This is a genomic window from Paenarthrobacter sp. FR1 (assembly GCF_051106045.1).
In the GTDB taxonomy this organism is placed as follows: domain Bacteria; phylum Actinomycetota; class Actinomycetes; order Actinomycetales; family Micrococcaceae; genus Arthrobacter; species Arthrobacter nitroguajacolicus_A.
Genome location: NZ_JBPFSF010000014.1, coordinates 1 through 12,311, shown reverse-complemented (window position 1 = coordinate 12,311; position 12,311 = coordinate 1). Strand labels below are relative to the sequence as shown.

6 protein-coding genes are annotated in these 12,311 nt (G+C 62.5%); 5 read left to right on the top strand and 1 reads right to left on the bottom strand.

Annotated features, from left to right (window positions below; all coding sequences use genetic code 11):
- Positions 1–4 precede the first annotated feature (4 nt).
- Together ACR30Z_RS20625 and ACR30Z_RS20620 are read left to right on the top strand one after the other, a co-directional pair.
- The gene (locus tag ACR30Z_RS20625; RefSeq protein ID WP_434374444.1) at positions 5–364 is read left to right on the top strand and encodes a barstar family protein; all 360 of its coding nucleotides are present in this window, start codon (positions 5–7) and stop codon (positions 362–364) included.
- 396 nt (positions 365–760) lie between these two features.
- On the top strand, positions 761–1,606 hold the full coding sequence (locus tag ACR30Z_RS20620) for a hypothetical protein (protein ID WP_434374443.1): 846 nt from the start codon (positions 761–763) through the stop codon (positions 1,604–1,606).
- A 65-nt stretch (positions 1,607–1,671) separates the two neighbouring features.
- On the opposite strand, the gene glgP is transcribed toward ACR30Z_RS20620, so the two are convergent.
- Positions 1,672–4,296: an alpha-glucan family phosphorylase gene (gene glgP, locus ACR30Z_RS20615; protein ID WP_208760016.1), complete on the bottom strand. Its 2,625-nt coding sequence runs from the start codon at positions 4,294–4,296 to the stop codon at positions 1,672–1,674.
- A gap of 125 nt (positions 4,297–4,421) precedes the next feature.
- Between glgP and ACR30Z_RS20610 the strand changes: the two genes are divergently transcribed.
- The 3 genes from ACR30Z_RS20610 to ACR30Z_RS20600 are packed head-to-tail and all read left to right on the top strand — an operon-like array spanning position 4,422 to position 11,957.
- Positions 4,422–6,506, top strand: coding sequence for an alpha-1,4-glucan--maltose-1-phosphate maltosyltransferase (locus ACR30Z_RS20610; protein WP_280115985.1), 2,085 nt, complete (start codon positions 4,422–4,424; stop codon positions 6,504–6,506).
- Positions 6,506–8,302 carry a maltose alpha-D-glucosyltransferase gene (gene treS, locus ACR30Z_RS20605; RefSeq protein ID WP_144651829.1) on the top strand — a complete coding sequence of 599 codons (1,797 nt, stop codon included), beginning with the start codon at positions 6,506–6,508 and terminating at the stop codon, positions 8,300–8,302. Before ACR30Z_RS20610 ends, treS begins: the two co-directional genes overlap by 1 nt.
- Position 8,303: 1 nt before the next feature.
- The gene (locus ACR30Z_RS20600) at positions 8,304–11,957 is read left to right on the top strand and encodes a 1,4-alpha-glucan branching enzyme (protein ID WP_434374442.1); all 3,654 of its coding nucleotides are present in this window, start codon (positions 8,304–8,306) and stop codon (positions 11,955–11,957) included.
- The last annotated feature ends 354 nt before the right edge of the window (positions 11,958–12,311 follow it).

The window sequence follows — 12,311 nt, the reverse complement described above, 5'->3', positions numbered from 1 at the left end:
GCCCATGAAGATCTATTCCGCAGACACCTGGACCCTCGAAGAACTGCAGGAGCAGATTTCCGACGCAGGCCGCAGGACCGTAATGGTCCCACCGGCCACCACCAAGCAGGCCGTCCTTGAGGTCTTCGGACAGGTCCTGGACTTCCCGGAGTACTACGGCGTGAACCTGGACGCCCTGAACGACTCCCTGCACGACTACGCCGATGCCCTCTCGGAGGACGATGGCAGCCCCGTCACCATGGTCTGGCAGGTCCCGGCAGCGTACCGCACGGATCGCTCCTTCGGCGTCGTGTGCGAAATCCTGCAGGACGCCGAGCGCTACGCCGGCCGGGATCTGGCGGTCATCGCGGTCTTCGAGCACTAACTGCGCCGACGTACCTTTCGTGCTGGCCAACGCCCGGACAGGAACCGCCTGGAATGACCATGCGGCGAGCTGAGACGTAGCCCAGCGTTGGTTCCCATGGGTTGATGAATCGAGTCGAAAATCGCCTTAGTGCTGAATATTCGCCAATCGTGACGCGAAAATTAGATCATTTCTTGATTTTTTTCATATGTTTCAAGAATTTGAAATTTCGCCTATCGACTGAGTGAGCGGCACTATGCTCTGACATGCGGTGCAAAGTATCGCCAGGACAAATTTGCTGGCCGAGAAGAAGCTCGACTACTAAGTCGGCGCGCAAGACATGAGATGGGAAGCCGGAAAGTGTCGATAAGAATTCCTGAACGCCGGGAACGCCGGGAACGCTGGGCAGGGTATGTGGTGGCCTCGCTTGCCACAGGCGTCGCGCTGGCTATTTCGTCTTGTTCCGGTGCGGCGGGTAGTTCAATCACGCCGGACCCATCGGGAAAAGTTCAGCTGGATTACGAGAACTCTCTCATCGTATTCCCAGTTGACGCGTACAGAATTTCGACCCATGATCGCTCTCGGATTCTCCTTGCGAGGGAAGTCATCATGACTACGTGCATGAAGAAATTCGGCTTCATCGATGATCCGAATGCTGCCTATCCGAAGGCAGAAAACCGGAACTACGGCGTGTGGAACGTTGATCGAGTGAGGCAGAACGGATTCCGGCTTATTGGGGAAGACGCTCAATCGAACCCGGAGCACGATAACGCGGGCTCGTGGGGTGATGCCAGATACGAGTGTCTTGCCAGCGAAAAGAGCAAGATCGATGAAGTTACTCCATCGGATGATCTGATGAATGGCGGTGTTGCAGGTGAAATTGCTTTGAAAAGCCTGGCAATGGCCTCAGAAACTGATGCCTGGAAAAACGCCAAAGACGACTGGGACAAGTGCATTTCAGCGGCCGGCCTGACGCCGGGACGGGACACCACCAAAGCGAAGTGGTCGAGCCAGCAGTCCTTTGACCTGCAGCTGAGGACCGATCAGCGGAACCCTTCAAAGTCAGACGCAGCTGAGGGCATCCGAATCGCCACGATTGAGGCCGAGTGTAATCAGGAAGTACGACTAACCCAAACGCTCGGTGATATTCAAGCAAGCTACCAGTTACCGCTCATTAGGCAGAATGAGGAAGTTCTTGCTGAGCTCAAGAAGGAGAGCCAGCAGTACGTGGATGCCACTGAGAAGCTCCGGCCCCGGCATTAACGTCGCTGGCCCGCATTTCCGTCGTTGAGCAGCAACGGAAATGCGGGCCAGCCACGTTCCTGGGGCTAGGCGTTCGCGATCAGCCCCAGTTCGGCCTTGGAAGCCAGCGCGCTGTGCTTCGGGAATACGCGGACGGTGTAGCCGAACGAGCCTGAGCGGTTGATGACCAAGGATCCGTGGAAGAGATGGCGTCCGCCGCCGAGGTCCTCCACGGAGTCCAGTTCGGCCACCACGATGTCCTCAAGCTCGTCCGATTCCTCGGCGCGTCCGAAGGCCACCTCCACGGAGACATCGTCCGGGGTCAGGTTGTTGAGGGCCACGTAGGCGTTGACCTGGAGTGTGTCGCCCACCTGGGGTTCCTCGGAGACACCCACGGAATCCACGTGTTCCACCACAACCTCAGGCCATGCGCTGCGGACCTTGGAGGTCCAGGCAGCGAGTTCCTTGGCTTCCTTGAAGGACTCGGCCACGGCGCGGCGCCCGGATACGGCGGCCGGGCAGTAGAGGTTGTTAACGTAGTCGTGGAGCATGCGTTCGGCCGAAACCGCGGGGCCGAGGTGTGCCAGGGTGTGCTTGATCATGGACACCCAATGGGTGGGCACGCTCTCACGGCTTGATTCCGACGGTCCTGCAGCGCCGGCTCCCTGGGCCACGGTGGTGCCGTAGAAGCGCGGAGCCACCTGGGTTTCCAGCAGCTCGTACAGTGCCGACGCTTCGATGTCGTCGCGTTCCTCGGAGGACGAGTTGTTGTTGGCAGTGGGGATCGCCCAGCCGTTTTCGCCGTCGTACATCTCATCCCACCAACCGTCCAGGACGGACAGGTTGAGCGAGCCGTTGATGGCGGCTTTCATGCCGGACGTTCCGCAGGCTTCCAGGGGACGGAGCGGGTTGTTGAGCCAGACGTCGCAGCCGGGGAACAGGGTCCGTGCCATGGCGATGTCGTAGTTCGGGAGGAAGACGATCCTGTGCCGGACCTCGGGGTCGTCGGTGAAGCGGACCAGGTCCTGGATCATTTTCTTGCCGGCGTCGTCGGCCGGGTGCGATTTGCCTGCGATGACCAGCTGGATGGGGTGCTTGGGATCGAGCAAGAGCGCCTTCAAACGTGCGGGGTCGCGCAGCATGAGGGTGAGCCGCTTGTAGGTGGGCACGCGGCGGGCAAAGCCGATGGTCAACACGTCCGGGTCCAGCACGGAGTCAGTCCACGCGAGTTCGGCGTCGGCAGCGCCGCGCTTCTTCCACGAGGCCCGGAGCCGGCGTCGAACGTCCTCAATGAGTTGGGCGCGGAGCTCCCGGCGGAGTGCCCACACATCTTCGTCGCTGACGTTGTAGGCCAGGTCCCAGCGTCCGAGTGCTTCGGCTTCCGCGCCGAACTGGTTGCGGGCCAGGGAGGAGATCCTGGGATCCACCCAGGTGGGTACGTGGACGCCGTTGGTGACGGAGGTGATGGGGATTTCGGAGTGGTCGAATCCTGGCCAGAGCCCGGCGAACATTTCGCGGGACACCACGCCGTGCAGCTTGGCCACGCCGTTGGCGCGCTGCGCCAGGCGCAGGCCCATCACCGCCATGTTGAAAACGGAAGGGTTGCCGCCGTCGTAATTTTCGCGTCCGAGTTCCAGGATCCGGTCGGTCGGCACTGCGGGAGCCAGGCCTGCCTCGAAGAAGTGCTTGATCTGTACGGTTTCGAAGCGGTCGATGCCTGCGGGAACGGGCGTGTGCGTCGTGAAGACTGTGGACGCGCGACCTGCGGCCAGTGCTTCGTCCCAGCTGAGGGGCTGGTTGGGATCGGACATGGCTTCCTGGATGCGTTCGATTCCCAGGAAGCCGGCGTGGCCTTCGTTGGTGTGGAAGACTTCGGGCGCGGGTGTGCCGGTGATTTCCTGGTAAACGCGCAGGGCCTTGACGCCGCCCATGCCCAGGAGGAGTTCCTGCTGGAGGCGGTGGTCGCCGCCGCCGCCGTAGAGGCGGTCGGTGATGCCGCGCGCGGCTTCGTCGTTGGAGGGGACGTTGGAGTCCAACAGCAGCAGCGGAACGCGTCCGACGTCGGCGCGCCACACGTGCGCGTGAAGCTCGCGGCCGTTGGGCAGCGGCAGGGAGATCTGAACGGGTTTGCCGGGGACGCCGTCCCGGGCAGGGTGGCGAAGCAGCGTCAGGGGGAGCCCGTCGGGGTCCAGCACCGGGTAGGTTTCCTGCTGCCAGGCGTCGCGTGAGAGCGACTGCTTGAAGTAGCCGGCCTGGTAAAGGAGTCCGACGCCGATCAGCGGCACGCCGAGGTCGGAGGCCGCTTTGAGATGGTCGCCGGCGAGGATGCCGAGGCCGCCGGAGTACTGCGGGAGTACCTCGGTGATGCCGAATTCGGGGGAGAAGTACGCGATGCAGGCCGGAGCGTCTTCGCCGAGGCCTTGGTACCAGCGCGGTTCGCTAAGGTAACGGTCAAGGTCGGCCGCGGCGTGCTGCACGCGGTCAACGACGTCGCCGTTGTTGGCGAGGTCCTGCAGTTGTTCGCGGCTGATCGACCCCAGGAGTGCAATGGGGTCGTGCTGCGACGCCTCCCAGAGAGCCGGGTTGAGGCTCGCAAAAAGTTCCCGAGTGGGCCGGTGCCAGGACCAACGCAAATTAGTCGCCAAACGGGCCAGAGGCCGGATGGGCTCGGGGAGGACGGTACGGACTGTAAACCTTCGAATAGCCTTCACGAGCGCCACACTAACTGACTGACATGGCAGCCGGAACTGCTTTGGGTTTCTTTTAGGTAAAAGACATCTTGCGTCGAGGAGAAAGGTCGTGTGCTTAGCATTCTGTGATTTTTGTCGCTAACGTCGTGCTTGTGACGAATACCGTGCGAACCACCACCGCCCTGAAATCCAAGACGAAAACGGACATCACCGACGGACTTCGCTTCGGCCGGTTCCCCATCACGGCCGTCCAGCCGGTGGTTGAGGGTGGCCGTTTCCCGGCGAAGGCCCTGCCTGGGGAGGATCTCGTGGTGGGCGCCACGGTCTTCCGTGAAGGCCACGACCAGCTGGGCGTGTCCGCTGTCCTGCTCGACCCCAGGGGCAGGGAGCGCCAGCGTGTGCGGCTGGCCCCCGCTCAGGGTGAGGAGTGGAAAGGCCTGGACCGCTGGGAAGGCCTCATCACGCCGGCCGGTACCGGCGCATGGTCATTCGTCATCGAGGCCTGGCACGACCGCTACGGCACCTGGCACCACAATGCCGAGGTGAAGGTGGCCGCCGGTATTGACGTTGAGTTGATGCTCGCCGAGGGCGCTGCCCTCCTTGCGGGTGCTGCGGACGACGCCGGACGCACCGGTGCTGACAAGCGCACCCTGCGTGCCGCTTCCGTCGTGCTGGCCGATACCACCAAGACTGCCGAGGAGCGCCTTGGTGCCGGTTTCAGCCCCGAGGTGCTGGCCGCCGTCGGACGTCTTCCGATCCGTGAACTGGTGACGGTCTCTGAGCGTTTCCCGCTGCAGGTGGAGCGCGATCTCGCTGGCCGCGGTTCCTGGTATGAGTTCTTTCCGCGCTCCGAGGGGGCCGTGGTGGACCACGCCACCGGCGTGTGGACCTCCGGTAATTTCCGCACGGCAGCCAGGAGGCTCGACGCCGTTGCGGACATGGGCTTCGACGTCATCTACCTGCCGCCCATCCACCCGATCGGTTTCCAGCACCGCAAGGGACGCAACAACACGCTGACGCCGGGACCCCAGGATCCGGGTTCGCCATGGGCCATCGGTTCCAAGGACGGTGGCCACGATGCCATCCACCCGGAACTGGGAACGTTCGAGGACTTCGACGCTTTTGTGGCCAGGGCCAATGAGCTGGGACTCGAAGTCGCTTTGGACCTCGCATTGCAGGCCGCGCCGGACCACCCCTGGGTCACGTCCAACCCCGAATGGTTCACCACCCGTGTGGATGGTTCCATCGCCTACGCCGAAAATCCGCCAAAGAAGTACCAGGACATCTATCCCCTGAACTTCGACAATGACCCGACGGGCCTTTCCAAGGAAATTCTTCGGATCGTTCAGCTGTGGATCAGCCATGGCGTGAAGATTTTCCGCGTTGATAATCCCCACACCAAGCCCGTGTGGTTCTGGGAATGGCTGATCGGCAAGATCAACAAGAAGAACCCCGAAGTTGTTTTCCTGGCGGAGGCTTTCACCCGCCCGCCGATGATGCACGCGTTGGGCCGTGCAGGATTCCAGCAGTCCTACACGTACTTCACGTGGCGGAACACCAAGACCGAGTTGGAAGAGTACTTCCACGAGGTCAGCCATGTAAGCCCGGCGTATTTCCGCCCCAACTTCTTCGTCAACACCCCGGACATCCTGACGGAGTACCTGCAGTACGGCGGCCCGGCGGCGTTCCGTATCCGTGCCGCTCTGGCAGCGACAGCAAGCCCGCTCTGGGGTGTCTACGCGGGCTACGAGTTGTACGAACACGTGGCCCGTCCAGGCGCCGAGGAGTACATCGACAACGAGAAGTACGAGTACAAGGCAAGGGACTGGGAGGGGGCCGCCGAGTCCGGACGGACCCTGGCGCCGTACATCACCAGGCTCAACACCATCCGCAAGAACCACTTGGCTTTGGGGGACCTGCAGAACCTCACCCTGCACCGCAGCACGGACGATGCCACGATCGTCTACTCCAAGCACAAGACGTTGCCGGACGGCACCAAGGACACCTTGATCATCGTGGTGAACGTTGACCCCCACAGCACCCGCGAGAGCACGGTTTCCCTGGACCTGGCCGCCCTGCACCTGGACCCCTCCGACCTCAACGAGGACGGTCGGTTCAGGGTGGATGACTTGATCAGCGGCCAGAGCTGGGAGTGGGGCGAGCACAACTACGTTCGGCTGGATGCCCATGTTGAGCCCGCGCACATCCTGAGCATCCGGAGGCAGCCTTAGTGAGTTTTTCTCCGCAGAACCCCAGCCAGTACTTCACTCCGAAGAACACCTTCGAGTTGAACGCCCCAGGTCTCCAGCATGATCCGCACTGGTACCGCAAGGCAGTCTTCTACGAGGTACTGGTGCGGGCCTTTGCGGATGCCAATGGAGATGGTTCCGGCGACTTCCACGGCTTGATCGACAAACTTGATTACCTTCAGTGGTTGGGTGTGGACTGCCTCTGGTTGCCGCCGTTCTTCCATTCCCCGCTGCGCGATGGCGGCTACGACATTGCGGACTACACGTCCGTGTTGGATGAGTTCGGCACCATCAGCGACTTCAAACGGTTGGTTGCCGAGGCCCACGCCCGCGGTGTCCGTGTGATCATCGACCTTCCCTTGAACCACACCTCTGACCAGCACCCCTGGTTCCAGGAATCCCGCAAGGACCCCACCGGACCCTATGGCGATTTTTATGTGTGGAGCGACACGGACGAGAAATACCAGGACGCGCGCATCATCTTCGTGGACACCGAAGAGTCCAATTGGACCTTCGACCCCATCCGTCGGCAGTTCTTCTGGCACCGCTTTTTCAGCCACCAGCCGGACCTGAACTTCGAGAACCCCAAGGTCATCGAAGCCCTCTATGACGTGGTTCGGTTCTGGCTGGACCAGGGGATCGACGGTTTCCGCGCCGACGCCATTCCTTACCTGTTCGAAGAAGACGGCACCAACTGCGAGAACCTGCCGGCTACGCACCTGTTCCTGCAGGACCTTCGCCGGATGGTGGATGCGAACTATCCGGGCCGGGTGATCATTGCCGAGGCAAACCAGCCACCGCACGAGGTTGTGGAGTATTTCGGCACCGAGGAAGCCCCTGAATGCCACATGGCCTTCCACTTCCCCATCATGCCGCGGCTCTACTACGCCCTGCGTGACCAGAAAGCAGGGCCCATCATCGACACCCTGCGGGACACCCCGGAGATTCCCAAGGGCGCGCAGTGGGGGACTTTCCTGAGGAACCACGATGAACTGACGCTGGAAATGGTTCCCGCGGAAGAACGTGCCGCGATGCTCGGCTGGTACGCCCCGGATCCCCGGATGCGCGCCAACATCGGCATCCGGCGGCGGTTGGCTCCTCTGCTGGACAACTCCCGGTCCGAGATAGAGCTCATCAATGCCCTGTTGCTTTCCCTTCCCGGCAGTCCCTTCCTGTACTACGGGGACGAGATTGGCATGGGCGACAACATCTGGCTCGATGACCGCGATGCCGTCCGCACTCCGATGCAGTGGAACCCGGACCGTAACGCCGGTTTTTCCGGGGCTGATCCGGGCAAGCTTTACCTTCCCGTCATTCAATCGCTGGTTTACAACTACAGCATGGCCAACGTTGAGGCAGAGGCTGCGCACTCCGGTTCGTTGCTGCGCTGGACCCGGCAGATCCTCAGCGTCCGCAGGAACCATCCCGTTTTTGGCTTGGGCGGCTTCCGGCACATTGAGGCGGACCACGAGGTGGTCCTGGCCTACGTGCGGGAACTGGCACCGGGCAACCCGGAAGGGGAGGACGCGGAAACCATCCTCTGCGTTTTCAACCTCTCGCAGCACCCCGTGGCCGCCACCCTTGACCTGCCCGAGTTTGCCGGCCGCGGCCTGCGCGACATTTTCGGCGGCCAGCCCTTCCCGGCCGTCGGCGACAACGGTCACCTGACCGTGATGCTGGGCAGCCACAGCTTCTATTGGCTGCGGGTGCGCTCGGCGTTTTCCAATCCCGCGTCGCCTTTCACCCAGGCGATTCCCGTGGTGACCTCCAAAGGATGAGATGAGCAAGGACAACTTGAACCCCTCCATTGAAGGACTTCTCCGCTCTTGGCTTCCCAGCAAGCGCTGGTTCCCGGTCAAGAGCCCGGACTTTGCGATCAAGCGGGTGGGCGGCTTCAGCCTGCCGGGCACCGGCGGCGCCGCGCTGGAGGTCGTACTGCTGGCGGTCACCTACCGGACGGCCGACGGCGGTCCCCGGACTGACGTTGTCCAGGTTCCGTTGAGCTTCCACAGCCAGCCGCTGGCGGACGCGCCGTCAGCGCTGTTGGGTGAGTTCACTGACCCTGAGCTGGGCCTCCGACTGGTGTACGACGCCGTCTACGATTCCGAATTCGTCACCGCCTGGCTGGAGCTCATGCGGAGTGAAGGCACTGCGGCCGGCGCCCAGGGGCACCTCACCCGTGGCCGTGTGGCGCTTCCGGAAAACCCCACATCCGTGCGGGTCCTGTCCGGCGAGCAGTCCAACACGTCCGTGATCATCGACGACGGCGATTCGGCAGCTATCGTGAAGATCTTCCGTGTGCTGGCCGCAGGCAGGAACCCCGAAGTGGAACTTGGCGCAGCCCTGACCGCGGCCGGGACCAGCGAGGTTCCCGCGACGCTCGGTTGGATTACGGGTTCCTGGGGCGAACCGGCGTCGAACGGTTCCACTGCCGCGACAGGTGAACTGACCGTTGCCCACGAATTCCTGCTCGGCGGCCTGGATGCTTGGCGGTTGGCCGTCGATGCCGCGGCGGCCGGCGAGGATTTCACGGCGGAGGCCCGCGGACTTGGAGCTGCTACCGCCTCCGTTCACGCCAGGCTCGCGGAAACCTTCGGCACCGAAGACGGACAGGCGCAAGGCCTGGACATCATCGCGACGGTAGCCCGGCGGGTCCGCCAGTCGTGGGCTGAGGCCGCATCCGCCGTCGGGCCTTATGACGACAACCTGGAAGAGTTGCTGGCGGCTTTGGACCCCCGGGACGTGGGGCAGCTGCAGCGCGTCCATGGCGACCTCCATCTGGGGCAGATCCTCAGGGTGCCAGGCGCGGAGGGAGAACCGGGCCGGTGGGCCATCCTCGATTTTGAAGGCGAGCCGCTGCGGACCATCGACGAACGCAACACACCCGACCTCCCGCTTCGGGATGTCACCGGCATGCTCCGTTCGTTCGACTACGCCGCGGGCGCCGCCGTACGCGAGAACGCGGACGCCAAGGTGCCCGAAACCTGGGTGGATGACTGCTCTGCTGCGTTCCTTGAGGGATACAGCGAAGTCACCCCGGGAACCATAGACCGCCGCTCGCCACTGTTTGTGGCATTGTGGCTGGACAAGGCCTTATATGAGGTGGTCTACGAGCTGCGTAACCGGCCCGACTGGTTGTCGATCCCGGTGAACGCTTCGCGACGAATCCTCGACACTACAAGCCGCGGCAAGCATGCGGCAGCTACAGCGGAAGGTAATGACATGACTGGCTCTGCACGCACCGAACGGCCCCGAGTTCCCCTGCACGTGGACTCCGAGACCTTGGAACGCGTGGCAGCCGGCGCCTACCATGCGCCGCACTCGGTTCTCGGCGCCCACCTGGACGACCATGGCCACGTCACCGTCCGCACCGTGAAGCACTTGGCCAAGTCCGTGGCGGTGGTGACCGAGGCCGGCCGAACCCCCATGGAGCATGAGTCGCACGGAGTGTGGACAGCTGTCCTGGAACCGCTTCAGGCCGGCCATGTGCCGGACTACCGCTTGGAAGTGGTGTACGACGCCGAACCGGTCACCATCGATGACCCGTACCACTACCTGCCTACCGTAGGTGAGGTGGACCTGCACCTGATCGGCGAAGGCAGGCACGAGCGCCTCTGGGATGTTCTCGGAGCGCACGTCCAGCACTACCGCTCCGCCTTGAGCGAAGTGGACGGTGTCTCGTTCGCTGTTTGGGCGCCCAACGCGCAGGCTGTCCGCGTCAAGGGCGACTTCAACGGTTGGGACGGACGTTCCCACGGCATGCGCTCGCTGGGCTCCTCCGGTGTCTGGGAACTTTTCATTCCCGGCGTTGTAGCAGGGGCGTGCTACAAATACGAGATCCTGACCAAGGGCGGGGACTGGGTGGAGAAGGCCGATCCCCTGGCTTTCGGTACCGAGGTTCCGCCGCTGACCGCTTCACGCGTAGTGGACCCCAGCTACCGCTTCAAGGACGCAGAGTGGATGGCTGCCCGAGCGCAGAGGGACCCCCACAATTCGCCCATGAGCGTCTACGAAGTCCATCTGGGCTCCTGGCGGCTGGGCCTTGGCTACCAAGAGTTGGCCAAGGAACTTGTGGACTACGTGAAATGGCTGGGCTTCACGCACGTGGAGTTCATGCCGGTGGCCGAGCACCCGTTCGGTGGTTCGTGGGGCTACCAGGTGACGTCGTACTTCGCGCCCACCTCCCGCTTTGGGCATCCCGACGAGTTCCGGTTCCTGGTTGACACCCTGCACCAGGCCGGAATCGGCGTCCTGCTGGACTGGGTGCCCGCACACTTCCCCAAGGATTCCTGGGCCCTGGCGCAGTTCGATGGCCAGGCGCTCTACGAGCACTCCGACCCCGCACTGGGAGAACACCCTGACTGGGGAACCCTGATCTTCGACTTCGGCCGCAGCGAGGTCCGGAACTTCCTGGTGGCGAATGCCCTGTATTGGCTTGAGGAGTTCCACATCGACGGCCTGCGAGTGGACGCCGTGGCCTCGATGATCTACCTGGACTACTCCCGTGAAGAAGGACAATGGCGGCCCAATAAGTTCGGTGGCCGCGAAAACCTCGAGGCGATTTCCTTCATGCAGGAAGTCAATGCCACGGTGTACAAATCCCACCCCGGGGCAATCATCATCGCCGAAGAGTCCACGGCCTTCCCTGGTGTTACCGCACCCACCAACCACGGCGGCTTGGGTTTCGGACTGAAATGGAACATGGGCTGGATGCACGACTCCCTTAAGTACATTTCCGAAGACCCCATCAACCGCAAGTGGCACCACGGGACCATCACGTTCTCCATGGTTTATGCCTTTACCGAGAACTTCTTGCTGCCCATCAGCCATGACGAAGTAGTCCATGGCAAGGGCTCCATGCTGCGCAAGATGCCCGGTGACCGTTGGCAGCAGTTGGCCAACCTCCGCGCCTTCTTCGCCTACCAGTGGTCGCACCCGGGCAAGCAGCTCATCTTCATGGGCACCGAGTTCGGCCAGGAAGCCGAGTGGTCCGAGCAGTACGGACTCGATTGGTTCCTCGCCGACATCCCCGCACACCGTGGACTCCAGCTGCTGGTCAAGGATCTCAACGAGCTGTATGCCTCCACCCCGGCTCTCTATCAGCGGGATAACGAAGCCGGCGGATTCCAGTGGATCAACGGAGGGGATGCGGACCACAATGTCCTCACCTTTATCCGCTGGGACCAGGACGGCAAGCCGTTGGTGTGTGCCGTGAACTTCTCGGGCGGACCGCACCAGGACTACATCCTGGGTGTTCCGGCGGCGGGGGAGTGGACCGAAGTGCTGAACACCGATGCCGAAACGTATGGCGGGTCGGGTGTGGTCAATGCAGGATCGCTGAAGGCCTCGAATCCGGGGACCGATGGTCAGCCGGCAGCGCTGACCGTCACGCTTCCGCCGCTGGGAGCCTCCTGGTTCACATTGGCTCAGTAACACCCACAGGGTTGGAGGGCTCGGAGCCTTGGCTTCCGGGCCCTCTTCCCTTTTTTTCCGGGGGTTTCGGGGATGCGAGGCGAGCCGTCATTGACTGGCTTTGCCATCTGGGCGGAGTAGGGGTATAGTTAGTACCCGCGCTGCTCCACGAGTAGAGATCGCAAGCTGACAAGAAACCGCAAGGAAAAATCGAGTCGAACTTGCCGATTTGACTCGGAGGAAGCCAGCCGGTAAGTTTGAAAAGTTGCTCCGGAGCGATCCTGGACCCTGTGGGGTGTGGGTGGTGCCGGTTGTGTCTGTTGTTTGAGAACTCAATAGTGTGCCAAGTTTGTTGATACCGATTGTTTTTTGATT

Coding starts and splice junctions, on each gene's coding strand:
- ACR30Z_RS20625 (WP_434374444.1), top strand. CDS start 5: ATGAAGATCTATTCCGCAGACACCTGGACCCTCGAAGAACTGCAGGAG.
- ACR30Z_RS20600 (WP_434374442.1), top strand. CDS start 8,304: ATGAGCAAGGACAACTTGAACCCCTCCATTGAAGGACTTCTCCGCTCT.